Genomic DNA, 24942 nt, shown 5'->3' with positions numbered 1-24942 from the left:
GAGCCAGGATCAAACTCTCCATGAATGTTTACCCGTAATCGGGTGCACACGCACTTAGAGCGGGCCGATCATGTCGGAATAAGACCGATCGACCACTGCGTCCTCGCTGTGTAATCGCCTGCAAGCATCACAATCCCGAGGGATGGTGACCTCACAGGTCTTTTTCAAAGGAACCTCATCCATCGAAATGGACGGGGTATCAACTTTTGGCGTTGATTTTTGGCACGCTGTTGAGTTCTCAAGGAACGGACGCTTCCTTTGTACTCACCCTCTCAGGCTTTCCTCCAGGCGCTTCCTTCGTTTCCGACTCTATCAGACTCTTTCATGTCCGATTCCCGGTCGAAGCGGGTTTTGCTTTTGCCTTCCAGGGGGCCGCTTTCGCGTTTTCCCTTTTCGGCGAGTCCGACTCTACCAGCGGATTTTCACGACTCCGACCACGCACCGTTCTGCCAAAAGGCACACGGAAAGGCGGAGAGTGAAGATCAATACTGGAGAGGGGTTCCCGTCCATCAGCAGTTCGCGAGATGTTCACGCGGTGCGTCCCGGCGGGAGTCACGACAGTACAGGTCGACCAGTGCCCAGGCAAATCGATTCAGGCGTATGGTCTAGTCCACTACGTTGGTGTCGCGGCCGCACGTCGCAGCCCCTTTCGAGGGGTGCGCTTCATGCGGAACCGGGACATCTCATGACTTACCCTTCTCAAAGTATGCCGTCCAGGACAGGTTGTGACGGCGACACGAAGAAGCCCCACCCCTGGGAGGCCCCCATGACCAGCGTGACGTCCCCACTTGCCGGGCGCGCCATCGGACTCGCGGCAGTGCCCGATCCGGTGTTCTCCGGCGCGATGGTGGGACCGGGCACCGCTATTGATCCCGTGCGCGAGCCCTCGGAGGCGGTGTCCCCCGTCGACGGTGTGGTCGTCTCCCTGCATCCGCACGCGTACGTGGTCGTCGACGGCGAAGGCCACGGGGTGCTGGTGCACCTCGGCATCGACACCGTTCAGCTCAACGGCGAGGGCTTCGAGCTGCTCGTGAACAAGGGCGACACCGTAACGCGCGGCCAGGCCGTCATCCGTTGGAACCCCGCCGCGGTCGAGGCCGCCGGCAAGTCCCCCGTCTGCCCCGTCGTGGCGCTTGAGGCGACTGCCGACTCGCTCTCCGACGTCGTCGACGACGGTGACGTCAAGAGCGCTGACGTTCTCTTCAGCTGGCAGTGACGTGTCCGCCTCCACAGGTGGGTCGGACATTCATCGCGGCGGCGGGGCCGTCGCTCAATCGGAGACGGGTGTAATGGAGACAACGCTGCGAGGCGTCGGCGTGAGCCACGGTGTGGCGATCGGCGAGGTCCGGCACATGGGCACGGCCGTTCTCGAGCCGCCGGCCAAGCAGATCACCGCGGCCGAGGCGGAGCGCGAACAGGGGCGCGCCCGTCAGGCCGTGGAGGCTGTGTCGGCCGACCTCGTCGCGCGCGGCCAGCTGGCCGGGGGCGAGGCCCAGCACGTGCTGGAGGCCCAGGCCATGATCGCGACGGACCCCGAGCTGATGGCGGACGTCGACCGTCGGATCGCCGTCGGCAGCACGGCCGAGCGCGGCATCTACGACGCCTTCGCCTCCTACCGCGACCTGCTCGCGGGGGCCGGTGAGTACATGGCCGGGCGCGTGGCCGACCTGGACGACGTGCGCAACCGCATCGTGGCGCGCCTGCTCGGTGTGCCGATGCCGGGCGTGCCCGACAGCGACGAGCCGTACGTGCTGATCGCCCGGGACCTCGCTCCCGCCGACACCGCGCTGCTCGACCCGGCGCTGGTCCTCGGATTCGTGACCGAGGAGGGCGGGCCGACCAGCCACAGCGCCATCCTCGCGCGGGCCCTGGGGGTACCGGCGATCGTGGCGCTGCCGGGTGCGGGTGAGATCGCCGAAGGCACCCTGATCGCCGTCGACGGCAGCACGGGTGACCTGTTCGTGGACCCGTCGGCCGAGAAGCGGGCCGAGCTGGAGGCCTCGGCGGCCGAGCGCAGGGCGGCTCTCGCCGCCTCGTCCGGTCCGGGCGCCACCTCCGACGGTCACAAGGTGCCGCTGCTGGCCAACGTCGGTGGTCCGGCGGACGTGCCGGCGGCCGTCGAGGCCGGGGCCGAGGGTGTGGGTCTGTTCCGCACCGAGTTCCTGTTCCTGGACGACAGCAAGAAGGCGCCGTCCGAGGAGAAGCAGGTCGAGTCGTACCGCAAGGTGCTGGAGGCCTTCCCCGAGGGGCGGGTCGTCGTACGTGTGCTGGACGCCGGGGCGGACAAGCCGCTGGACTTCCTGACCCCGGGCGACGAGCCGAACCCGGCGCTGGGTGTGCGCGGCCTCCGGTCGCTGCTGGACCACCCGGACGTGCTGCGCACGCAGCTCACCGCGCTGGCCAAGGCCGCCGCGGGGCTGCCGGTCTACCTTGAGGTCATGGCCCCGATGGTGGCCGACCGGATCGATGCCAAGGCGTTCGCGGACGCGTGCCGCGAGGCCGGACTGCAGGCGAAGTTCGGCGCGATGGTGGAGATCCCCTCCGCCGCGCTCCGGGCGCGCTCGATCCTCCAGGAGGTCGAGTTCCTGTCGCTGGGCACGAACGACCTGGCGCAGTACGCCTTCGCGGCCGACCGTCAGGTCGGGGCCGTGTCGCGGTTGCAGGACCCGTGGCAGCCCGCGCTGCTCGACCTGATCGCCATGTCGGCCGACGCCGCCAAGGCCGAGGGGAAGAGCTGTGGCGTCTGTGGCGAGGCCGCCTCGGATCCGCTGCTCGCCTGTGTGCTGACCGGTCTGGGTGTCACCTCCCTTTCCATGGGTGCCGCCTCGATCCCCTACGTGCGGGCGACGCTCGCCAAGCACACGCTCGCGCAGTGTGAGCGTGCCGCCGCGGCGGCGCGTGCGACGGACACCGCCCAGGAGGCCCGTGCGGCCGCCCAGGCGGTGCTGTCCGGCGAGTAGCCGGGGCACGTCGTTCGATGGAGGGGCCTTCGCCGGTGGCGAGGGCCCCTCGGTCGTCTCCGCGGTCGGTTGCCCCGCCCGTTCGGGTCAGTGGTGGGGGCCGGGATCGTCCACCTCGTAGCCGGGGCAGTACTCGACGCCCGGTTCCGGGGCCACCGGCTCACCGGTGTCGGCGTCGGTGCAGTAGGCGTTGAACACCGCCGCCGCGGAGAGGGGGACCAGCCGGCCCCGGTCCAGGCGCCAGCCGTGGACGCGGTCCCCGAACTCCTCGGTGGTGCTGCGCAGGACCAGTCCCCCGGCTCCGCCCAGGGCGATGCCGGCGGCCAGGACGGTCATGAAGTCGAGGCCTTCGCGGCCCTCGATCCGGGGTGGGCGGTCCTGGTCGGCGGTGGTGTCCGCGTGCAGCACGGCGACGAGCTGTTCCGTGTCGGTGGGGATGCTGCACACGAGGTGGTGGTGGCCGGGGCCGGCTCCGTCGACCAGGCGTTTCACCGCGTCGGCGGCCCGCTCGAAGGAGGCCCGGCCGATGTCCTCGCCGCAGTCCGCGCAGGTGCCGGCCTCGGCGAGGAGGGTGCCGGCGTACTCCCACGTGGCCTGTCGGACGGCCTCGTCGAGGAGGAGCGGGACCAGTTCGTCGATGGGTTGGCCCCGGTAGGGCAGGGCCGCGCCGCTGCCGGCGAGCCCGGCGGTATAGCGGGTGCGGGTGTCGGCGGTGTCCGGGTCCAGGCCGTGGTCCGCGCAGTACTCGGCGTACTCCTCGGGATCGAAGAGGGCGACCGTGGTGTGGATGCCCTGGGCCGCGAGGGAGCGGAGCAGAGCGTCCACGTGGCGGAGGTAGTCCTGGTGGTCGTCGAAGGTGAAGCTCCGGTAGCCGCGCATGGCCGCGAAGTCCCCGGCGTCGGCCAGGAGGCCGACCGTGCCGGGCACTTCGCGACGCAGGGTGCGGCGCAGGGACCGGCGGCGCCGGGTTCCCGGGGTGTCGTTCGAGCGGGTGTTCTTCGGTGGCATGGCTCCCCCTGAGTGATGCGACGATTCGCTCACTCAGCGTAACCATGACCACTGACAGTCACTTTCGGGTGCGGGCCAGCTCCGCGTAGAAGTCGAGGAGTTCCGGACGGTCGACCGAGCCGAGGTTGACCGCCTTGGCCAGGGGCGCGCCCTGGAGGAGGCGCTTGACCGGGACCTCGATGCGCTTGCCCGTGAGGGTGTGCGGGACCGCCGGGACCTCGATGATCTCGTCGGGGACGTGCCGCGGGGAGAGTTCCGCGCGGATCGTGGCCTTGATGCGGTCGCGCAGGTCGTCGTCGAGGGTGGCGCCGGGCGCGAGGTGGACGAACAGCGGCATCCAGTAGCCGCCGTTCGGTTCCTCCAGGCCGATGACCAGGGACTCCTTGATCTCCGGAAGGCGTTCGACGGCCTCGTAGATGTCGGCGGATCCCATGCGGACGCCCTGCCGGTTGAGGGTGGAGTCGGAGCGGCCGTGGATGATCACCGATCCGCGGTCGGTGAGGGTGATCCAGTCCCCGTGGCGCCAGACGCCGGGGAACATCTCGAAGTAGCTCTCGTGGTAGCGGCTGCCGTCGGGGTCGTTCCAGAAGTGGATCGGCATGGAGGGCATGGGGTTGGTGACGACGAGTTCGCCGACCTCGCCGATGACCGGCTTGCCGGCGGGGTCCCAGGCCTGGAGGTCGGTGCCGAGGCCGGGCGCCTGGAGTTCGCCGATGTACACGGGGAGGGTGGCGACCCCGCCCGCGAAGCAGCTGCACACGTCGGTGCCGCCGCTGACGGAGACGATCCAGAGGTCCTCGGCCACCTCGTCGTGCAGCCAGCGGAAGCCGTCGGGCGGGAGCGGGGAGCCGGTGGTGGCGACGGCCTTCACGGAGGAGAGGTCGAAGTCCCGGGAGGGATGGACCTCCGCCTTGCGGCAGGCCATCACGTACGCGGCGGAGGTGCCGTACAGGGTGGCCCGGGTCCGCTCCGCGATCCGCCACTGGGCGCCGGTGTCGGGGAACCCGGGGCTGCCGTCGTAGAGGACGACCGTGGTGCCGGTGAGCAGGCCGGAGACGAGGAAGTTCCACATCATCCAGCCGGTGGAGGTGTACCAGAAGAAGCGGTCCTCGGGCCCCAGCTCGCAGTGCAGGCCGATCTGCTTGAGGTGTTCGAGGAGGATGCCGCCCTGGGACTGGACGATGGCCTTGGGCAGGCCGGTCGTGCCGGAGGAGTAGAGGACCCACAGCGGGTGGTCGAAGGGGACCGGCTCGAAGACGGGCTCGGTGTCGGCGGCGGTGAGGTCGGCCCAGGCGCGGGTGCCCTCGGGGGCTGGGGTGCCGAGGAGGGGGATGTGTACGACGGCGCGCAGGGAGGGGAGCTCGGCGCGCAGCTCGGCGACGGTGTCGCGGCGGTCGTGTTCCTTGCCGCCGTAGCGGTATCCGTCGACGGTGAACAGGACGACGGGTTCGACCTGCTGGAAGCGGTCCAGGACGCTGCGGGCGCCGAAGTCGGGGGCGCAGGAGGTCCAGACCCCGCCGACGGAGGCGGTGGCGAGGAAGGCGACGACGGCTTCGGGGATGTTGGGGAGGTAGCCGCTGACGCGGTCGCCGGGGCGTACGCCCGCGGCGCGCAGTTCGGCGGCGAGCGAGCCGACCTGGCGGCGGAGCTCGGCCCAGGTGACGGGGGTGGGCTCGTGGGTCTCGTCGACGCTGATCAGGGCGGGTTCGTCGGCGCGGGCCGGGTCCTCGCCGGCGCGCAGGGCGTGTTCGGCGTAGTTGAGGGTGGAGCCGGTGAACCAGCGGGCGCCGGGCATGGAGCGGTCGGCGAGCACGGAGGTGTACGGGGTGGTGAACCGTACGTCGAACCATTCGGCGATGGCCTGCCAGAAGGTGTCGAGCGCGTCGACGGACCAGCTGTGCAGGGCCGGGTAGCCGCCGTCGGCGGGGGCTCCGAAGCGCTCGGCGGCCCAGGCCTGGAAGGCGGTGATCCTGGCCGCGGCGATCCGGTCGGGGCTCGGGGACCAGAGGGGTTCCGGCTGGGTGGCTGAGGTCATGGGTCGGCTCCCGGTCAAGTCTGTGGCTCGCGCTTCGTGTGCGTGGGTGCCGTCGCGCGTTCGGTGCGCGCGCGGCGGCTCACAGGGACCATGCCATGTGATCGACAGCAGCACCAGGGTCGTCATGGGCGGCGCGTTGTCCGCCCGCGTCGCCCGGCCGGCGGGTGAACGGGAGCTGAACGCCGCCCGCGCGGCCGAGGGGCGGTGGCAGGGTGAGCGGCATGGACGGTCGTGATCTGGTGCGTGCGGTGTTGGAGATCGGTACGGCGGGTGGGAGGCGCGCCTGGCGTTCGGCGTTGCGTCACCGGCGTGCGGACGCGGTGGGGCTCGCGCGCCGGGGCGCGGAGCGGGCGCGGGTGCCGGGGGTGCTCACGGGTACGGAGCCCCGGCCGGGCGGTGGTGTGCTGCGGTTCGCGCGGTCGGAGCTGCTGGTGCGGGTGACCGTGGGCGGGGCGGTGTTCTGGGGCTGGGACGGGGCGGAGCCGTCTCCGTCGCACGCGGTGGTGGGAGGCGGGCCGGAGCCGGATCCGCGTGCGGTGTTGGAGCCGGACACCGGGGGCGGCTGGCGGGTGGTGTCGGAGCGGGTGACGGTGGCGGTGTCCCGGCTCGGGGCGGTGGAGGTGCGCACGCCGGGCGGGACGGTGTTGCGGAGGGAGCTGCCGCCGCGCTGGTGGGAGCCGGTGGAGGGGGGCCCGGGCGGGGGTGGCGGGGCGCGGTGGCTGGTGCGGGCGGAGGTGCCGGCGGACGCCCGGTTCTTCGGGCTGGGTGGTCGGGCGGGCGGGCCCCGGCTGCGGGACGGGTCGTACCGGCTGTGGAACACCGATCCGAAGGGTGGGTTCGGGCCGGGTGACGATCCGCTGTACATCACCATGCCGGTGCAGTGGGTGGTGGCGGACGCGGGCACGCACCTGGCGTTCCACGACAACACGTGGGACGGGCGGGTGCTGCTGCGCGAGGGGCAGGAGGGGGCCGGGTCGGGGGCGGACCGGCCCGGTACGAGCGAACTGCGGCTGGAGGGCGGGCCGTTGCGCTGCTGGGTGTTGGTGGGGACGCCGGCCCGGGTGGCGCAGGGCTGGGCGGGGCTGACGGGCTCGCCGGCGGTGCCGCCGGAGTGGGCGTTGGGGTACCAGCACGCGCGGTGGGGGTTCGGGAGCGCGGCGGAGGTGCGGCGGGTGGTGGCGGGGTACGTGTCGCGGGGGTTGCCGTTGTCGGCCGTGCACCTGGACATCGACCACTACGACGGGCACCGGGTGTTCACGGTGGACCGGGAGCGGTTCCCGGATCTGTCGGGTCTGGCGCGGGAGTTGTCGGATCAGGGGGTGCGGCTGGTGTCGATCGTCGACCCGGCGGTGAAGGCGGGCGACGCGCTGCACGACGCGGGTCGGGAGGTGGGGCCGCGCGGGGCCTTCGTCCGGGACGCGGCGGGTGAGGAGGTCCGGGGTGAGGTGTGGCCGGGTGAGTGCGTGTATCCGGACTTCACGGATCCGGCGGTGCGCGCGTGGTGGGGCGGGTTGTACGAGGAACGGCTGAAGCAGGGCTTCGCCGGGGTGTGGCACGACATGAACGAGCCGGTGTCGTTCGCCCCGTTCGGGGACGCGACCCTGCCGAGGTCGGCGCGGCACTCGCTGGAGGGGGCCGGCGGGGATCACCGGGCCGCCCACAACGTGTACGCGCTCGGGATGGCGCGGGCCGGGTGGGAGGGGTTGGTGCGGTTGCGGCCCGAGGAGCGGCCGTTCCTCTTCTCCCGTTCGGGGTGGGCGGGGATGCAGCGGTACGGGGGCACCTGGTCGGGGGATGTGGAGAGCGGGTGGGAGGGGCTGCGGGCTTCGCTGGCGCTGGTGTTGGGGCTCGGTTTGTGCGGGGTGCCGTACTCGGGGCCGGACGTGGGCGGTTTCGGTGGTTCGCCGTCCCCGGAGCTGTACCTGCGGTGGTTGCAGTTGGGGGCGTACCTGCCGTTCTTCCGGACCCACTCGGCGATCTGGGCGGGGCGGCGGGAGCCGTGGGAGTTCGGGCCGGAGGTGGCGGAGCACGCGCGGGGGGTGCTGGCGGAGCGGGAGCGGCTGCGGCCCTACCTGGTGACGCTGGCCCACCTGGCGCGGCGGACGGGCGCCCCGTACGTGCGGCCGTTGTGGTGGGGGGCGCCGGAGGACCGGGTGCTGCGGGACTGCGAGGACGCGTTCCTGTTGGGGGACGCGCTGTTGGTGGCGCCGGTGTTGGAGTGCGGGGCGGACCGGCGGGCGGTGCGGCTGCCGCGCGGGCGCTGGTACGACACGGTGACGGAGGCGGTGTACGAGGGGCCCGGGCAGGTGCTGTCGGACGCTCCGCCGGGCCGGATGCCGGTGTTGGCGCGGGCGGGTTCGGTGGTGCCGGTGCGGGGCGGGGACGGGTCGGTGGTCCTGGAGGTGTGGGCTCCGGCGCGGGGGCGCACGGGCGGCGGGGTGGTGATCCGGGATCCGGGGCCGGGGTTCGAGCCGGGCGTGGTGGAGCGGTACTCCGTGCGGTGGGTCGGGGACGCGGTGGTGGTGGAGGACGAGGCCGGGGAGGTGGTGGAGGGGGCCGTGGTGCGGGGGCTCTGAGGGCTGTCGCCGGGGGGGTCAGGCGTAGGAGCCGGCGAACCAGGCGGCCGCCGCCTCGGTGTGCAGGGGGAACGCCAGGTCGGTCGGTTCGCGCAGCAGGTGCCAGCCGGTGGTCTCGTCGGTGGGGACGGACGCGGGGAGGTCGGCGGCCGGGCGGCGGGGCAGCAGGCCGAAGAGGAGCAGGTGGCCGGCCGGTGAGCTCTTGGCGTCGGCGAGGGTGACCTCGCGGGCGTCGGCTTCGATGCCGGTCTCCTCGCGCAGTTCGCGGACCACCGCTTCCCGCCAGTCCTCGCCGAAGTCGATGAAGCCGCCGGGGAGGGCGACGCCGCCCAGGGCCGGTTCGATGGTGCGGGTGATGACGACCAGGCCGGTGCCGTCGGCGTCCTCGACGGGGAGGAGGGTGACGGCCACCGGGAGCGGGTTGCGGTAGGCGGTGGCGCCGCACGCGGTGCACGTACGGGGCCAGGCGGTGGTGTCGAACGGGGCTCCGCAGGTGGAGCAGTGCGCGTCCCTCGGCTGTTCCGGCATCCGGTGATGGTATGCCAGGGCGCATGAGGACGATGGTGGTCGTGGCGTTGTCGGGTGCGCTGGTGACGGGTCTGACGGGGCCCCCGCCGCCGGGGTTCGTGGCGGAGGAGGTCGCGCCGGCGGGGTTCGTGGCGTTGGCGGACGTGGATCCGACGATCGGTCAGGACGTGCGGTACGCGTCGGCGCGGAATTTCACGGGTCGGCCCGTCGAGGGGTACGAGGAGCCCGTCTGTCTGCTCGCCCGACCGGCCGCGGAGGCCTTGCGGAGGGCTCAGGCACGGCTGTTGCGCGCGGGCCTGTCGCTGCTCGTGTACGACTGCTACCGGCCGCAGCGGGCCGTGGACCGGTTCGTGCGGTGGGCCGCGGACGAGGGGGACCGGTCGACGAAGGAGGAGTTCCATCCGCGGGTGGACAAGTCCCGGCTGATCCCGGAGGGCTATGTGGCCCCGAGGTCGGGGCACAGTCGCGGGAGCACGGTGGACGTGACGTTGGTACGGGTGCCGGGTGGGGGGCCGGTGGACATGGGGACGGCGTTCGACTTCTTCGATCCGCTCTCCCACACCGCCGATCCGCGGGTGGTCGGTGCGGCGCGGGAGAACCGGGAGGTGTTGGGGCGGGCGCTGGCCGGGCACGGTTTCGTGAACCTCCCGCAGGAGTGGTGGCACTTCACGTACCGCCCCGAGGCCTTCCCCGACCGGTACTTCGACTTCCCGGTCTCTGTCGCGGCGGTGCGGCCCTGAGTACGGTGCCCGCATGACTTTCGGTTCGTACGAGGAATTCTGGCCCTACTACGTCGCGATGCACTCCAAGGCCGCCACCCGCTGGGTGCACCTCGCCGGGACGCTCGGCGGGCTCGCCCTGTCCGTGTACGGGGTGGCACGCGGCCGTCGACGCCACCTCGCCGCCCTGCCGCTGATCGGTTACGGGACGGCCTGGCCGGCGCACTTCCTCATCGAGGGGAACAACCCGGCCACCTTCGGGCATCCGGGCTGGTCGCTGCGCGGGGACGCGCGGATGATCCGGATGATGCTGGCCGGGCGGGACGCGGAGCTGGACGAGATCGCCCGGAAGTGGCTCGCCGAGAACCGGTGACCGGGAGCCGACCCCGTGCGAGACTTTCTGACGATCCGTCAGAAGTCGATTCGGGGAGGGGCCTTGGAACGCACACGCACACCCGTCGTGAGCGGGTGGTTCACCGGGACGGAGGCGGGCGGCGATTTTCGGCTGCTCGGCACCCGGTGTTCCGCCTGCGCCGCCGTGTTCTTCCCGCGCGAGGACGCCTGCTGCCGCAATCCGCACTGCCCGGGTGACGGGCGGCTCGTGGAGGTGCCGCTGTCCCCGCGCGGGCGGGTCTGGTCCTACACGGACGGGCGGTACCGGCCCCCCGCGCCCTACGTGTCCGACCCCGCCGAGCCCTGGGAGCCGTACACCCTGGTCGCGGTGGAGCTGGAGGCCGAGGGCATGGTCGTGCTCGGGCAGGCGGCGCCCGGGGTGACCGTCGCCGACCTGGCGGTCGGGATGGAGGTCGAGGTGGTCGGCGGGGTGCTGAACGAGGACGACGAGACCGTCTGGACCACGTGGCGGTTCCGGCCGGTGGAGGTGCGCGCGTGAGCGCCGACGTGGCCGTCCTCGGGGCCGGGATGCATCCGTGGGGCAAGTGGGGGCGGGGGTTCGTCGAGTACGGCCGGATCGCCGCCCGGTCGGCGCTGGCCGACGCACGGCTGGACTGGACCGACGTGCAGTCGATCGTCGGGGCCGACACCGTGCGGTCGGGCTATCCCGGTTACGTGGCCGGGGCGACCTTCGCGCAGGCGCTCGGCTGGCAGGGGGCGCGCGTGACCAGCGTGTACGCGGCCTGCGCGTCCGGTGCCCAGGCCATCGGGGCGGCCCGGGCGCAGATCCTGGCCGGGCTGGCCGACGTGGTGCTGGTGGTGGGCGCGGATGCCGCCCCCAAGGGGTTCTTCGCCCCTGCCGGCGGGAACCGGCCGGACGATCCGGACTGGTTGCGCTTCCGGGTGCTGGGCGCCACCAACCCGGCGTACTTCGCGCTGTACGCCCGTCGGCGGATGGCCCTGTACGGGGACACCGGTGAGGACTTCGCGCGCGTCAAGGTGAAGAACGCGGCGGCGGGCGCGCTCAACCCGCACGCCCGCTACCGCAAGACCGTGACCGCCGAGGAGGTGGCGGCCTCCGCGATCGTCGCCGACCCGCTGCGGCTGCTGGACATCTGCGCCACCTCCGACGGGGGCGCCGCGCTGGTGCTGAGCAGCATGGACTACGCCCGCTCGCGGGGGGTGGCGGACCCGGTGCGGATCCGGGCGGTGTCGACGGTGACGCCCACGTATCCCCGTACCGTCCTCGACCTGCCGGACATCGCCACCGATTCGATGACCGCCGTACGGCCTGCGGCCGGGTCCTTCCGGGCGTCCATCGCGCGCGCCGCGTACGAGGAGGCGGGGCTGGGGCCGGACGACCTGTCGCTCGCGGAGGTGTACGACCTGTCCACGGCACTGGAGTTGGAGTGGTACGAGGACATCGGCCTCTGCGGTGAGGGGGAGGGCGCCAAGCTCGTCCGGGAGGGGGCGACCGCGCTCGGGGGCCGGGTTCCGGTCAACACCAGCGGCGGGCTGGCCTCCTTCGGGGAGGCGGTGCCGGCGCAGGCGATAGCCCAGGTGTGCGAGCTGACCTGGCAGTTGCGGGGCACGGCCGGGGAGCGGCAGGTGCCGGGCGCGCGGGCCGGGATCACCGCGAACCAGGGGCTGTTCGGGCACGGATCGGCCGTCGTCGTCGTACGGTGACCCGCGCACGGCGGCGGCTGTGGTCCGGGGTCTTGACGACCCCTGGTGGCGGGTTCACACTCGCTGCACGGTCCCGCGCCGCGCCCGGAATCCCGTGACCCCCCATGTGAGCTGCGGCCCGTACCCCAGTCGGCGGGGGTACGGGCCGCCTCCATGCGCGGGGAGCGCCCGGGGGCTCGGATCCCGGTCGACCCGGTTCCGCGCGGGGCGCTCGTTCAGGCGCCGGCCGCCGTCATCCGGCGGCGGGCCCGGGCCAGTGACATGGCGTGCTCCACGACCCCCACCAGCACGTCCTTGACGGACTCGCGGTCGCGGGCGTCGCACAACAGCACCGGTACCCCGGCGTCGAGGTCGAGGGCCTCCCGGACGGTCACCACCGGGTGCCGGTCGGCGCCGTCGAAGCAGTTGACCGCGACCACGAACGGGATGCCGCGCCGCTCGAAGTAGTCGACGGCGGCGAAGCAGTCGGCGAGCCGGCGGGTGTCGGCGAGGACGACCGCGCCGAGGGACCCTTGGGCCAGCTCGTCCCAGAGGAACCAGAAGCGATCCTGTCCGGGGGTGCCGAACAGGTAGAGCACCAGGTCCTCGCGGAGGGTGATGCGGCCGAAGTCCATGGCCACGGTGGTGGTGGTCTTGCCCTCCACTCCCCCGATGTCGTCGATGCCGATGCCGGGTTCGGAGAGTTGTTCCTCCGTCCGCAGCGGTCTGATCTCACTCACCGCACTGACCAGGGTGGTCTTGCCCACCCCGAAACCGCCCGCGACCAGGATCTTCAAGGTCAGCGGCTCGACCGGCGACACGGCATGCATCGCGCCGGTGCGGCTAGAGCGCCCGAAGGCCATTGATCACCTCACGCAGAATGGATTCGTCGGGCAGTTCGGCCGGGGGCACCGGCCGGGTCACGTGGACCAGTTCGTCGTCCACGAGATCGCCGATCAGGACGCGGACGACCCCGATCGCCAGGTCCAGCTCGGCGGCGAGTTCCGCCACCGACTGGGGGCGCCCCCGGCAGAGCCCCAGGATGTGGGCGTGTTCCGGGGACAGGGTCACGTCCCAGACCGGGTCGTCGGCCGCCGATTCGGCGACGACGAGCGCGATCAGGTCGAGGCGGTGCTGACCCGAGTGGCTGGTCCGGCCTCGGGTCATCGCGTACGGGCGGACGACCGGGCCCGCGTCGTCGTCGAACCAGTGCGTGGGATCGGGCACCGTCTCGGGGCTGCCGGGGATGTCGGCGGGGTGGTCCTGACCTGAATCGCTCATGCCGTCCGACTCACCCTCCGGCTGGCAGCCCGGTGCGCGGGGCGGTCGCCAGGTGGTCGCCCACTCGCTTGACCATCAGGGTCATCTCGTACGCGACCTGGCCGACGTCGGACTCGGCGTCGGCCAGCACGGCCAGGCAACTGCCGTCGCCGGCGGCCATGACGAACAGGAAGGCCTCGTCGAGCTCGACGACGGTCTGGCGGACCCGGCCGGAGTCGAAGTGCCGGCCCACGCCCTTGGCCAGGCTGTGGAAGCCGGACGCCACGGCGGCCAGGTGCTCGCTGTCCTCGCGCGTCAGGTCCTTGGAGCTGCCGGTGGGCAGGCCGTCACCGGAGAGCACCACCGCCTTGCGGATGCTGCCGACCTTGTCGACCAGCTCGTCGAGGAGCCAGTTGAGCGGGCCGGAGCCGCGGCCCCAGGTGTCGTTGCCGGTCTGCGGTGCGGTCATCGACCGTCCCCTTCGTTCTCGTATCCGGGATCCGCGGCGGCGGGGGTGCCTGCCGCCGCCGCGGACTGCTGCGATGCGTGCTGATTGCGTCCCGCGGTCCAGCCGCGCTGGAGGGCGGACATGCGGGTGCGTACCTCCTCCGCGTCCCGGTCCTCGACCGGTTCGACGGCGGCTTCGGCCGGGGCGGCGGCCGGGGAGTTCTTGAGCTGGGGCGCCAGGTTGGCCTGGCGGACCCGGCGGGGCAGGCCGGCGGGGGCCTGGGCCGGCCTGGGGACCCGGGCGGCCCCGGAGGCCTGGGGGGATCCGGGCGCCTCGGGGCGGGAGGCCTCGGTGCGGAAGGCCTCGGCGCGGGGCGTCGTACCGGAGCGGTCCTGGCCGGCCCGGCCGACCGGCGAGAGCGGGGGCGTCGCGCGCGGTTCCACGCGCCGGCCGTGTTCCGCCACCAGGGTCGGGGCGGGACGACGACGGGGCAGGGGGACCGTGCCCGAACCGCGCGGGGCCTCCGGGCGGGGCGTGGACACGGTGTCCGGGCGCGGGTGCGCGGGCCGCACGGGGCCGGTCGGGGTCAACGGCTCGCGGTCGCCGTCGCCGTCGTGCTCGCGGTTGAGTTCCCGCCGGCGGTCCGCGCCGCGGTCGCCGATCCGGTCGCCCTTCCAGGCCGCGCCGCGCTCCGCGAGCCGGTCGGTGTTCGGGCGGCCGGCGGGGCGCAGGCCCAGCAGGGCGCTGCGCGGTATGCCTCCGGGCGGGGTCTCGTCGTCGAGCGTGGCCATCGGCGGCCGGCCGCCGACCCCGGTCAGGCCGGCGATCCCGGCGGCGACCTCGTCGGGGGTGGTGGGTTCGTCGATGTCGTCCAGTCCCAGGAGGCCGGGGGGGCTCTCCAGCTCGACCGGGCCGTTCAGGACGCCCGGGGGCAACGGCCGACCGGCCGGCGCCCCCTCGATGGCGGTGGATCCCGGCCGGCCCGCGCCCTTGCCGAGCTTCGCGGCGGCGGCGGGCTTGAGCCCGTCGAGGCGGATGCCGGTGCCGTTGGTGTCGGGGGCCTCGGTGAGGAGTTCCACGGGGAGGAAGACCACCGCGGTGGTGCCTCCGTACGGGCTGTGCTGGAGGACGATCCGGATGCCGTGGCGGCGGGCGAGCCGGCTGACCACGAACAGGCCCAGCCGGTCGGTGTCGGACAGTTCGAACTCGGGGGTCTCGGCGAGCCTGAGGTTGGCGTCGAGGAGCGCTTCCGGGTTCATGCCGAGGCCGCGGTCGTGGATCTCCAGGGTGAAGCCGTTGGCGACGCGTTCGCCGTGTACCTGGACCGCGGTGTGCGGCGGCGAGAACACGGTGGCGTTCTCCAGGAGTTCCGCGACGAGGTGGGTGACGTCGGCGACGGCGGGGCCCTCGATGCCGATGCGCGGGAGGCGGCGCACCTCGATGCGCTCGTAGTCCTCGACCTCGGCGACGGCGGCGCGCACGACGTCCATGAGCTGGACCGGCTTGCGCCACTGGCGTGAGGGGGCGGCGCCGGAGAGGATCACCAGTCCCTCCGCGTGGCGGCGCATGCGGGTGGTCATGTGGTCCAGGCGGAAGAGGTCCGCGAGTTCCTCGGTGTCCTCGGTGCGCCGTTCCATGGTGTCGAGCAGGGTCAACTGGCGGTGCAGCAGGACCTGGTTGCGGCGGGCGAGGTTGACGAAGACCTCGGAGACGCCGCGGCGCAGTTCCGCCTGTTTGACTGCCGCTTCGACGGCGGCGCGTTGGAGGCTGTTGAGCGCGAGGGCGACCTGGCCGACCTCGTCCTTCTCGAACTCCAGCCGCGGGGCTTCCGTCTCCACGTCCACGTGTTCACCGGCGGCGAGCCGGCGCATGACGCCGGGGAGGCGGACGCCGGAGGCCTCGTGGGCGTCCTTGCGGAGCCGGGACAGGTCGCGGATCAGGTCGCGGCCGATGCGGACGGACAGGATGAGGGAGACGAGCAGGGCGATGAAGCCGAGGATGCCGGCGACGGCGGCCTGGACGAGGACGTTCATCGCGGCGGGTTCGACCCGCAGCTGGTAGCGGTCTCCGGCCTCGGTGCCCATCGTGGCGAGTTCGTCGAGGACCTTGCCGGCGGCCTCGTCCCACTGGGCGGCGGTGACGGCGCGCGGGTTGCGGCGGGCGCCGTCGGTGATGAACCGTTCCTCGGCGTCGCGCAGGGCCTTGGTCTCGGGGCCGTTCCAGTAGTTCTCGAAGAGGGTGCGGTCGTCGGCCGGGAGGATGGCGAGGTTGAACTCGTAGAGCAGCGCGCGGTTGGCGGCGAGGTCCGAGACGCTGCGGACGTCGACGGGGCTGACGACCTTGGCCGCCAGGGCCGCGGCGACGACGGCGTCCTCGCGGGAGAGCGTCTCGCGGGCCCGGGTGATGCCGACGAGTGCGCGGCCCTGCTTGTCCATCTCCACGTTCTCCAGGGCGTGGAGATTCATGAGGAACTCGTGGCCGGGGTCGACGAGTCGGCTGTAGAGCTCCAGGGCCTGGTTCGTGTCGAGGCTGTTGCGGTCGACGGAGCGGCGCAGCGCCTCGATGCCGCGGAAGGCTTCGAGGATGGAACGCAGGCGCTGGGCGGTCTCGGGGGCGAGTTCGTCCATCACCTCCGGGTCCTTCGCGTTCTCGGTGATGGTCCGGACGGCGGCGTCGGTGGCGGCGCGGCTCCTGGTCAGCTCGGCGGTGGCAACCGAGGCCCGCGGGTCGCCGATGAGGACGAGGGTCTGGCGGCGTTCCTTCTGGATGACCCGGACGACGTCCTCGATGGGGTAGCCGACCTTCTCGATGACGTAGGCGACGTCGAGGAGTTGGACGGCCTGTCGGCCGGTGATGACCGTCGAGAACCCCCAGAGGGCGGTCAGGGAGACGAGCGGCACAAGGAGCAACGCCACGATCTTCCGGCGGATGGACTTCCCGCGAAAGCGCATGGCCTCCCCAGCCTCCCCCAGCTCAACCCCGTTGTCGGGGGTAGGTGTTCCGTCATTTAAACGGCGTGAGCCTACTACTGCCACCCGGTGCCTTCGAAGGCCTGTCCGGACGTTTTCGGCCGACACCTCCGACGTAGATCACGAGTTGTCCGATAGATCCGGTCAAGTCCAGCCCGATATGTGGCACATGACACCTGGTGGGACGTCGGTTCCCGCAAGGGAGCGGATGGCTGGAACTCTTCGTTCCGTGCTGTTCGGGCGCTCGGAAGGAGTCCGTGATGCGGGAATCTCCGGGGCGTCCCGGACGTCTCTCTGTTCGAGGGGACGTTTTGGGGACACTTTGGTGGAGACGTTCGGATCGTCATCGTCGGGCACGCATGGCGGACGGCGTTGTGGGGAGTGAGCGGAACATGAGGATGTACGAAGAGGACGGCGCGGTGACGGAGGAGCCCGGGCACGGGCTGTGGATCGAGGAACCGGCCAGGCGATACCGCCTGCCCGACCCGGTGCGGACGTCCGCGGTGCGGGCGGTGCTGATCGTCTCGGTCACCCTGATCCAGTCCACGATCACCTTCTTCCTCGCGTTGACCGGGTCCTGGCTGGTGCTGCCGATGGCGCTCGGCGCGATAGCCGGCACGGTCGTGGCCACGTGGGGCGTACTGGACGTACTGATCACCCGACAGACGTGGAACCAGCGGTACGGGGTCGTCTCGGCGCCCGGCAGCGCCGCCCGCGCCGGGCGCCGGGAGCAGCGGCGGGACCGGGGGCGGGCCGGGGCGGGACCGCCGGCCGCCCGCCCGGCCCGCATACGACACCCCGCCCCCGGCCGGGGGTAGTCCGGTCCGGAGCGGGGCGACGAGGTGCGGGGCGGCCGTGGGCGAGGAGGCCGCCCGGCCGGGGCGGGAGCGGTCAGGCGCCCACCGCGGAGCGGCGGTACATGCGGGTGGCCGTGATCTCGCCGTGGATCGTCTCCTCGTCGGGCGACTGCTGGGGCAGACCCGGACGCAGGTGCTCCTCGACGCTGATGTACTTCAGACCCGCGCGCAGGTCCGCGTCGTTGCGCAGCCGGATGACCAGCGGGAACTCGGCGAGCGCCGTGGTGTCGAAGAGGCCCGTGGTGTAGAGGAGCTGGACGCCGAGCGCGTCCGAGACGGCCCGCTGGAGCTCCAGCAGGTAGGTGGCGTTGGCGCGGCCGATCGGGTTGTCGAGGAACAACGTGCCCGCGTGGCGGTGCTTGTCGCGGCCCCGGTCGTTGCTGCGCAGCGCCGCCATCGTGCAGTACAGGGCGATGGCGGCGGTGAGCAGCTGCCCGCCGGAGAACACGTCGCCCATCTGGCCGACCGGGACGCGCTCGGCGCGCAGGACCGCGTCCGGCTTGAGGATCTCCACCGCGATGCCCTTGGGCTCCAGTGCGGCCTGGACCCCGCGCAGCAGTAGCGACATGCCGTCGCGCCGGCCCTCCCCGAAGGAGGCGGCGCTGTTCTTCTTCACGGCCGCGCGGGTGGCCTCGTCGATGACCTCGCCCAGCCGCTCGGTGAGCGTGGCCTGGTCGGGCTCCTCGAAACGGATGCGCAGGAACTCCTGGCCCGACCACTCCCCCAGGCCCTCGGGGAGTCGGGAGAGCCGTTGGGCGGAGCGCAGGGTGGCCAGGGCGGATTCCACGAGGCCGCGCAGTCGGTCGACGATGCTGCCCCGGTTGCGTTCCAGCTGTTCCAACTCGTCGGTGAGCACGCGCAGTCGGGGCGCGAAGGCGGTGGCCCAGGCGGCGGCGTGTTCGGGCAGGGCGGAGGCGGGGAGTTCGCGGATCTGCTGGCGGGCGGGGGTGCGGACCTGCTCGTAGCGGTTGGCGTTGGCGTGCCGGACGAGGATGTCGCTCGCCTCGCGCACGGCGGACTCCGCGGCGGAGAGGTCGGCGGCGCAGCCGCGCAGGGAACGGCGTGCCTCGGTGGCCGACTGGCGGGCCTCCTCCAGGGTCCCCGGGTGGGGCACCGGCTCCTGCTCGTCGTCCTGGTGGGTGTGGTCGCGCAGCAGGTCCCGGAGCAGGGTCGCGGTCTCGTCGAAGCCGCCGGCGCCGTCCTCGGCGGTGCGGTGGGCGCGCAGCAGGTCGGCGTGGGCGGCCCGGGCGCTCTCCACGGCGGCGGTGTGGGCGGCGAGCCGGGCGGTGGCGGCGCGCAGCAGGCCTTGGGCCTGTTCCACGTTCTCGGGGACGAGGTCCTCGGGGAGTTCGGTGTGCGCCTCGCCCTCGGCGGGTGCGTGCCGCTCGGCCTCGCCGCGCAGTCGGCCGAGCTGTTCGCTCGCGGTCGAGGCGCGGGTCTCCAGCATCTGTACGAGGGATTCGGCGCGGGCGGCTGCGGCCTGCCGGGACGGGCCGTCGGCTCCGTCGGTGCCTTCGAGGAGTTGGGCGGCGCGGGTGCGGACCTTGTTGGTGAGGCGGTCGAGTTCGGCGAGGGCGGCGCTCTCGGCGCTCTCGGCGCGGGCCTGTTCGGCGCGCAGGTCGGCGCCGACTCCGACCTTCTCGTAGAGCTGTGAGGCGGCCCGGTAGGCCTCGCGCAGGTCGGGCAGCGGGGCCTTGGTCGAGCCGTCGTCCGCGGGGAGCGGCTCGGGGGCGCCGGCGATCTCGGAGCGCTCGGCCCGCAGTGCGCGGGAGGTGCGGCGGGCGTCGTCGGCGGCGCGCTGGGCGGCCCGGCGGTCCTCGTCGGCGGCGCGGGCCCGGTCCAGGCAGACCTCGGCGCGGGCCTCGGACTCGGCTGCCTCGTCGGCGAGTTCGCGCAGCCTCGTCTGCCAGCCGGCGCGCTCGCGCAGGCGGTGGGCGAGGCCGGCGAGGGCGTCGGCGACGCGGCGGGCGCGCTGGGCGGTGTCCTGGCGTTCCTCGCGGACGCGGGCGGCGTCGGCGGCGGCCTCGTCCGCCTCGGCCCGTACGGTGCGGGCCTCGGCGAGTTCGGCGTCGGCCTCCTCGGCGAAGGCGCGGGCGGCCTCGGCGAGTCGGGCGAGTTCGGCGAGCCGGCCGGGCGGGCAGCCGGTGCGCCAGGAGCCGAGTCGGGCGGCGAGTTCGCGGTCGCCGGAGAGCCGGGCGGCCAGGTCGCGGATCTCCGTGTCGCGGGCGGTGGCGCGGCTGCGCAGGGCTTGGCGCTCCGTGTCGGCGGCCTGCTCGTCGTGCATGGCCGGGTTCGGCGACACGATGAAGATGCCGGAGACGTCGCTGTCGGCGTCGGTCGGGGGCAGGGGCGCGAGCAGGGCGGCGGCGGTGCCGACGGCGACGGTGGAGCGGGGCAGCAGCGCGGCGCCGGACAGGGCCTCGCGGGCCCGGGCGTGGGTGTCGGGGTCGGTGATGACGACGCCGTCGACGAGTTCGGGGCGGGCGGCGAGGACGGCGGCGTGGTCGGCGGGGTCCACGGACTGGGCGAGGTAGCGCCAGCCGGGGAGGGCGGGGATGCCGTGTTCGCCGAGGTACTCGACGGTGGCGAGGACGTCGGGTCCGGGCGGCAGGAGTCCGCCGTCGCCGAGGGCGCCGAGGATGCGGGCGTCGTCGGCGGCGGCGGTGCGCAGCTCGAAGAGTTGCCGTTCGGCGGCGGCCACCGAATCGGTGAGCAGTGCGCGGAGGTCGTCGGCGCCCCGGTCGAGGTCGTCGACGGTGAGGCCGCCGTGGGCGGCGGGGCCGTCGGAGGCCTCGGGGCCCTGGTCGGGGGACGGGGGCGTGCCGTTCGGGCCGTCGTCGCCGCGCGGGTGCGGGACGGTGGCGTCGGGGGCGGCCGGGAGGCCCAGGAGGGCGGCCAGGCGCGGGGCTTCGGCGAGCGAGGCGGCGGCGCGGGACTCGGCGGCGTGGGCGGACTCGGCGGCGTCGGCGGCGTCCGCGGCGCGGGCGGCGGTGAGTTCGGCGCGGGATTCCGCTCCGGCGGCCTCGCGGGCGGTCTCGGCGGCGGCGCGGGCTGCCTCGCGGGACTCGTTCCAGGCCGCGACGGCGGTCTTCTCGGCATCGCTGGCGGCGAGGGCGGCGCGGGCGGGGTCGGCGTCGGGTTCGGAGTCGTCGAGCCAGCCGGCGTCGACGGCCTCGGCGGTCTCCTGCCGGACCTCGTCGAGGCGGGCCCGCAGGTGTTCGGCCTCGCTGCGGGCGCGCTGGGCGGCGGTGGCGGCGGAGGTGGCGTCGCGGTGGGCGCTCTCGCCGACGGCCTGGAGTTCCGCGGACCGTTCCTCCTCCTCGTTGGCGCGGGTCTCGCCGTGTTCGGCGGCGGTGTGCAGGGCCCGTACGAGTGCGGCGGCGGCGGTGGCGCGGGCGGCCAGGGCCGGGGCGGCGTCCCGTTCGGCTTCGAGGATGGCGGCGGCGACGCGGGTGGCGCGGTCGGCGGCGGCCCGGTGGCGGAGCACGATCTCGGCGGCCTGCCAGGCGGAGTGCAGGGTGCGGGCTTCGAGGAGTTCGCGGCGTTGGGCGGCGGCGGCCTTGTCGGCGACGGTGAGGGCCAGCGAGGCGTGCCGGTAGGCGAGTTCGGCGGCTACGGCGGCGCTGCGGCCGCGGGCGGTCTCGGCGCCGGTGACCTCGTGGGCGGCTTCGGTGACCCGCTGGGCGAGGTCGGCGGCGCGGCCCCGTTCCTCGACGGCGCGGGCGGACAGCCGGCGGGCGAGGGTGCGCGTGCGGCGTTCGGCGCCGGCGTGGACGTCGCGCAGCCGGGAGCGGGTGTCGGCGGCGTCGACGATGCGGTGCAGGAGGTCCACGGAGCCGGCGGTGAAGTCGCGTTCGGCCATGAGTTCCGCGCGGCGGCCGAGTTTGTTGCCGAAGCCGTGGACGAGGTCGGCCAGTCCGTCGGTGTCTCGGGTGTCGGTGACGGCGCGCAGCAGCAGGTCGGTGAAGTCGGAGTCCTTCTTGACGGCGAAGAGGCCGGCGGCCTCGCCCTCGTCGGCGTTCATCTCGCGCTGGTAGCGGAACAGTTCGGGGTCGAGGCCTACCTCGGTGAGGTGTTCGTTCCAGCGGTCGTGGATCTCCTCCCAGTACACCTCCAGGTGCGGGTACGCCTTGCCGGCCTCGGTGAGGGCGTCGCGGAAGCCCTTCATCGTGCGGCGGCGGCCCTGGGCGCCGGACGCGCCCTCGACGGGCGGTCGCACGGCGGTGGCCTCGGCGACGGGGAGGTTGTCGAGGCCGAGGCCCGGGCCGGGGCGGAAGGAGTACCAGGCCTCGGCGAACTTGCGGGGGTCGTTGGAGACCTGGCGGCCGCGCCATTCGCTGACCTTGCCGACGACCACGCACTCGCCGGTCTGGGTGTGCTGCCATTCGAGGGCGACGTGGCCGCAGTCGTCGGCGAGCAGGAACTTGCGCAGGACGCCCGAGCTGGCGCCGCCGAGGGTGTTGCGGTGGCCGGGCAGCATGACCGAGAAGATCAGTTTGAGGAGGACGGACTTGCCGCCGCCGTTCTCCAGGAAGAGCACGCCGGCGGGCGCGGGGCGCCGCGGCGGGCCGGTGGGCTCGTCCTCGAAGAACTCCGCCTGGGTGGGCGCCGGGTGGGGCACCGGTTCGCCGACTCCGCGCAGGTCGAGCACGGTGTCGGCGTAGCGCGCGCCGGCGGGCCCGATGGAGTAGAGGCGGATCCGGGACAGCTCGTACATGGCGGCGGACTCTCGTGGTCTCTCGTGGGTCGTACGGAGGACAGGGGTCGTACGGAGGACGGTGGGGCGTACGGCGGGCGGGTGGCGCGGTGGCTCGCTCAGGCGTGGAAGGGGAGTCCGGCGTCGGCGGCGAGCTCCAGGTCGTCGCCCTCGGGCGGCGGCAGCAGGGTGGCGGAGCCGTCGCTGACGGGGACCACGCCGAGTTCCAGCAGTTCGGCCATGGCCGCGCTGCCCGCCATGTCGCGGACCTGGAGCTGGTAGCGGGGGGTGGTGCGGTAGGTGCCTCCGGCGTCGTCGCCGGTGCGCTGGAGGAAGCCGGATTCGGTGAGGAACGCGGCGGCCTTGCCGACGATGCCGGTGGTGGAGCCGGCGAGCCGGCGGGCGTCCTTGGTGGCGCCGGTGGCGGAGCGGCGGGCGTAGACCCGCCAGGCGGCCTCCAGGCCGGGGGCGTCGGAGGCGGGGTCGGTGTTCTCGCCGAGTTCCTCGGCGCGCTCTTCGAGGCGGCGGCAGGTCTGCCGGACGAAGGCGTCGACGCCGTTGACGGTGATCCGGCCGATGTAGCCGTCGTCGGCGAGGTCCTCGGGGCGCGGGAAGGCGAGGGCGGCGACGGCGAGGTGGGCGAGGCCGTGCAGGAAGCGGTCGCCGCCGTCGGCGGTGGTGCGGCGGGCGTAGTCGCCCATCCGGACGGCGAAGACGGAGTCCTCGCCGGCGGCCACGGCCATGCCGGCGCGGGGGGAGACCTCCAGCACGATCAGGCCGAGGCCGGTGGCGACGGCGTCGGCGAGGCGGCCGAAGGCGGGCTCCTCGCGGTAGCGGCGCAGCAGTTCGGCGTACTCGGCATCGCGGGCGGGCAGCAGCTTGGGCTGGAGTCCGAAGGCGACGAGGCGCGCCGCGTCGGCGGCGTCCGCCGGGGTCACGGGGTGGGTGGTCCCGGTCGGAGCCGACGCCGCGTCGGGCTCGCTCCACGCGGGGTGCTCGGCGTGGGTCTCGCTCACGGGTGCGGCTCCTCGGCAATGCGGTACGGGTGGTGGTGGTCTCGGGGGGCGCGGGCCGGGTCGGCGCCGGGCCGGGGGGCGGGGCGCCGCCGGGGCCGCGGGAGTGCGTGCGCCGGGGGCCGGTGGCCGTCCGGGCGGTGGGCGGCCGGCGCCGGTTCAATGGGCGCCCCGGTCGAGGTAGCGCCGGTGGTGCTCACGCCGCCTCCGTGCGGTCCGCGGTCATCGCGGCGGAGTCGAGGAGCGCGGTGCCGACGATCAGGTCTGCGCCGCCGAACTCCGGGTCGTCGAGTTCGGCGCCGTCGTCCACGGCGAACAGCAGGCGTTCCTCGCCCTGGCGGTAGGCCGTGCCCACGGCGGGGCTCGCCGCGTGGACGGCCAGCAGTGCCACCAGGTACGGCAGGTCGGGGTCCTCGCGGCGGGCTTCGGCGAGCAGGCCGGAGAGCCGGCGCGGGGCGTCGTGCGGCAGGTCCAGCAGCTTCATGGCGGCGGCGAGCTGCTCCTCGCTGAACCGGCTGTCGTCGGGGGTGGCGATCAGGTCCGGTTCGGGCATCTCCACGCCGAGGTGTTCGCGTTCCAGGGGCGGGGTCAGCAGGATCTCGACCAGGTCCGTCATCCGGACCGAGACGGGGGTGCGCAGTCCCGTGCCCGCCGCGAAGAAGGCGTCGGTGACCCGCGTCGCCTGTTCCAGCGGCAGCGGCAGGACCGGGGAGACGAGTTGTCCGTACAGGTCGATGCCGGTGCGCGGCGCGGGGGCGGCGAAGGCCTGGCGGTCCTGTTCGGCGCGGAAGAGCGGACCGGCGTCGAGCAGCCGGGACTGGAGCTGGGTGTGGCGGCGGATGCAGTCCTTGACGATGTCGACGAGTTCGGCGGCGCGCCGCTTGTTGTCGGGGTCCTCGGCCTCGTCGCGTGCCTTGCGGATGTTGGTCAGGATCGCGTTCTCGTGCCGGTAGCGGTCGGCGACGTGGTCCAGCGCTTCGGCGATCATGTCCGGGACGGCCTCCAGCCAGTCCACGGCGCGTACGTTGCGGCGGGTGGCGTCCAGGGTGCGGCGCAGGGTCTCGGCGTACTGGACGGTCCGGTAGCGCGCCTGTTCGGCGGCCAGTTGGGCGTCCGCGAGGCGGCCCCGGCTGATCAGCACCTCCAGCTTGACCTCGGCGGCGATCTGCGCGCTCGTGACGTCGGTGTCGAGGGCTCCGACGAGGACGTTGACGGCCTCGTCGGTGGTGCGCAGGTAGACGGCCCCGCCGTGGCCGGGGACCTCTTCGATCAGCTTGAAGTCGTAGTCGCGGCGGACGTACACGCCGTCCGGGCCGAAGGTGCCGTAGATCGCGCGGAAGCCCCGGTCGACGCTGCCGACGTTGATCAGGTTCTCCAGGACCCAGCGGGCCACCCGCTCGTGCTCGGCGACCGGCCGGGCGGGTGCCTGTGCCGCGACGCGCGGCAGCAGCCTGGCCACTATCTGTTCGTGGTCCGCGCCGGTGTCGAAGTCCATGTTGAGCGTGACCAGGTCGATCGCGGACAGGGCGACCTCGGCCATCGCGTAGACCCCGTACTCGCCGGCCAGATTGGCCTTGCGCACGTCGAGGTCGTGGAGCGGGGCGGTGCAGGCGAGGGCGCGCAGCCGCCGGGCCAGGCCCTCGTCGGCGGCCGGGCCCGGCGCCGGGGACGGAAGGGTCTTCGCCGGGGCAGGGAGAGTCACGACGGAAAGACTAGGCGCTGACACGGACAACATCCCAAACGGCATGGTTCGGCCGGATCGTCCCCGGTCGTTCGGAGCGGGCGCTGTTCTACGCTCACCGCATGGCTTCCATG

The 24942-nt window shown here is 73.4% G+C and carries 19 protein-coding genes; 9 read left to right on the top strand and 10 right to left on the bottom strand.

Features of this window, described 5'->3' with window-relative positions; translation table 11 throughout:
- Positions 1 to 766: 766 nt before the first annotated feature.
- Both OTB19_RS19035 and ptsP read left to right on the top strand, forming a co-directional pair.
- Positions 767 to 1216 (top strand): PTS sugar transporter subunit IIA, encoded by a 450-nt coding sequence (locus OTB19_RS19035; protein ID WP_267799473.1) that lies wholly within the window; start codon positions 767 to 769, stop codon positions 1214 to 1216.
- A 73-nt stretch (positions 1217 to 1289) separates the two neighbouring features.
- Positions 1290 to 2960 (top strand): phosphoenolpyruvate--protein phosphotransferase, encoded by a 1671-nt coding sequence (gene ptsP, locus OTB19_RS19030; RefSeq protein ID WP_267799472.1) that lies wholly within the window; start codon positions 1290 to 1292, stop codon positions 2958 to 2960.
- Positions 2961 to 3047: 87 nt separating this feature from the next.
- Here ptsP and OTB19_RS19025 read toward each other — a convergent pair whose 3' ends face one another.
- On the bottom strand, positions 3048 to 3968 hold the full coding sequence (locus OTB19_RS19025; RefSeq protein ID WP_267799471.1) for a hypothetical protein: 921 nt from the start codon (positions 3966 to 3968) through the stop codon (positions 3048 to 3050).
- Positions 3969 to 4026: 58 nt separating this feature from the next.
- Entirely contained in the window at positions 4027 to 6003 is a 1977-nt protein-coding gene (locus tag OTB19_RS19020) for an acetoacetate--CoA ligase (RefSeq protein ID WP_267799470.1), read from the bottom strand.
- A 97-nt stretch (positions 6004 to 6100) separates the two neighbouring features.
- Here OTB19_RS19020 and OTB19_RS19015 point away from each other — a divergent pair, with 97 nt between their 5' ends.
- Both OTB19_RS19015 and OTB19_RS19010 read left to right on the top strand, forming a co-directional pair.
- Positions 6101 to 6238 carry a hypothetical protein gene (locus tag OTB19_RS19015; RefSeq protein WP_266951562.1) on the top strand — a complete coding sequence of 46 codons (138 nt, stop codon included), beginning with the start codon at positions 6101 to 6103 and terminating at the stop codon, positions 6236 to 6238.
- Entirely contained in the window at positions 6225 to 8579 is a 2355-nt protein-coding gene (locus OTB19_RS19010) for a glycoside hydrolase family 31 protein (RefSeq protein WP_267799469.1), read from the top strand. Before OTB19_RS19015 ends, OTB19_RS19010 begins: the two co-directional genes overlap by 14 nt.
- Positions 8580 to 8597: 18 nt before the next feature.
- On the opposite strand, the gene OTB19_RS19005 is transcribed toward OTB19_RS19010, so the two are convergent.
- Positions 8598 to 9107, bottom strand: a complete 510-nt coding sequence (locus OTB19_RS19005) for an NUDIX domain-containing protein (RefSeq protein ID WP_267799468.1) — start codon at positions 9105 to 9107, stop codon at positions 8598 to 8600.
- A gap of 23 nt (positions 9108 to 9130) precedes the next feature.
- Between OTB19_RS19005 and OTB19_RS19000 the strand changes: the two genes are divergently transcribed.
- From OTB19_RS19000 to OTB19_RS18985, 4 genes are all read left to right on the top strand, one after another.
- The gene (locus OTB19_RS19000) at positions 9131 to 9847 is read left to right on the top strand and encodes a M15 family metallopeptidase (protein ID WP_420716861.1); all 717 of its coding nucleotides are present in this window, start codon (positions 9131 to 9133) and stop codon (positions 9845 to 9847) included.
- Between the two features lie 13 nt (positions 9848 to 9860).
- Entirely contained in the window at positions 9861 to 10199 is a 339-nt protein-coding gene (locus tag OTB19_RS18995) for a DUF962 domain-containing protein (RefSeq protein ID WP_267799467.1), read from the top strand.
- A gap of 63 nt (positions 10200 to 10262) precedes the next feature.
- A complete protein-coding gene (locus OTB19_RS18990; protein WP_267799466.1) occupies positions 10263 to 10718 on the top strand; it encodes a Zn-ribbon domain-containing OB-fold protein in 456 nt (151 codons plus the stop codon).
- Positions 10715 to 11905, top strand: coding sequence for a lipid-transfer protein (locus tag OTB19_RS18985; RefSeq protein ID WP_267799465.1), 1191 nt, complete (start codon positions 10715 to 10717; stop codon positions 11903 to 11905). The genes OTB19_RS18990 and OTB19_RS18985 overlap by 4 nt, the downstream gene beginning before the upstream one ends.
- A 215-nt stretch (positions 11906 to 12120) precedes the next feature.
- On the opposite strand, the gene OTB19_RS18980 is transcribed toward OTB19_RS18985, so the two are convergent.
- From OTB19_RS18980 to OTB19_RS18965, 4 genes are read right to left on the bottom strand one after another with little or no spacing between them, the layout of a single operon-like run.
- On the bottom strand, positions 12121 to 12747 hold the full coding sequence (locus tag OTB19_RS18980) for a GTP-binding protein (RefSeq protein WP_267799464.1): 627 nt from the start codon (positions 12745 to 12747) through the stop codon (positions 12121 to 12123).
- Positions 12728 to 13165 carry a DUF742 domain-containing protein gene (locus tag OTB19_RS18975; protein WP_267799463.1) on the bottom strand — a complete coding sequence of 146 codons (438 nt, stop codon included), beginning with the start codon at positions 13163 to 13165 and terminating at the stop codon, positions 12728 to 12730. Before OTB19_RS18975 ends, OTB19_RS18980 begins: the two co-directional genes overlap by 20 nt.
- A 10-nt stretch (positions 13166 to 13175) precedes the next feature.
- A complete protein-coding gene (locus OTB19_RS18970) occupies positions 13176 to 13613 on the bottom strand; it encodes a roadblock/LC7 domain-containing protein (protein ID WP_267799462.1) in 438 nt (145 codons plus the stop codon).
- Positions 13610 to 16543: a nitrate- and nitrite sensing domain-containing protein gene (locus OTB19_RS18965; protein ID WP_267799461.1), complete on the bottom strand. Its 2934-nt coding sequence runs from the start codon at positions 16541 to 16543 to the stop codon at positions 13610 to 13612. Before OTB19_RS18965 ends, OTB19_RS18970 begins: the two co-directional genes overlap by 4 nt.
- Positions 16544 to 16953: 410 nt before the next feature.
- Between OTB19_RS18965 and OTB19_RS18960 the strand changes: the two genes are divergently transcribed.
- On the top strand, positions 16954 to 17379 hold the full coding sequence (locus OTB19_RS18960) for a hypothetical protein (protein WP_267799460.1): 426 nt from the start codon (positions 16954 to 16956) through the stop codon (positions 17377 to 17379).
- A gap of 73 nt (positions 17380 to 17452) precedes the next feature.
- Here the strand turns inward: OTB19_RS18960 and OTB19_RS18955 are convergent, their stop codons facing one another.
- From OTB19_RS18955 to OTB19_RS18945, 3 genes are all read right to left on the bottom strand, one after another.
- Positions 17453 to 22135, bottom strand: coding sequence for a hypothetical protein (locus tag OTB19_RS18955; protein ID WP_267799459.1), 4683 nt, complete (start codon positions 22133 to 22135; stop codon positions 17453 to 17455).
- 98 nt (positions 22136 to 22233) lie between these two features.
- Entirely contained in the window at positions 22234 to 23130 is an 897-nt protein-coding gene (locus tag OTB19_RS18950; RefSeq protein ID WP_267799458.1) for a hypothetical protein, read from the bottom strand.
- 193 nt (positions 23131 to 23323) lie between these two features.
- Positions 23324 to 24874, bottom strand: a complete 1551-nt coding sequence (locus OTB19_RS18945) for a hypothetical protein (RefSeq protein ID WP_385646137.1) — start codon at positions 24872 to 24874, stop codon at positions 23324 to 23326.
- Between the last annotated feature and the right edge of the window lie 68 nt (positions 24875 to 24942).

The sequence above is a fragment of the Streptomyces sp. H27-H5 genome, assembly GCF_026627505.1.
Lineage (GTDB): Bacteria > Actinomycetota > Actinomycetes > Streptomycetales > Streptomycetaceae > Streptomyces.
The sequence above is the reverse complement of the archived record's forward strand: the minus strand, read 5'-3'. Positions and strand labels throughout refer to the sequence as shown.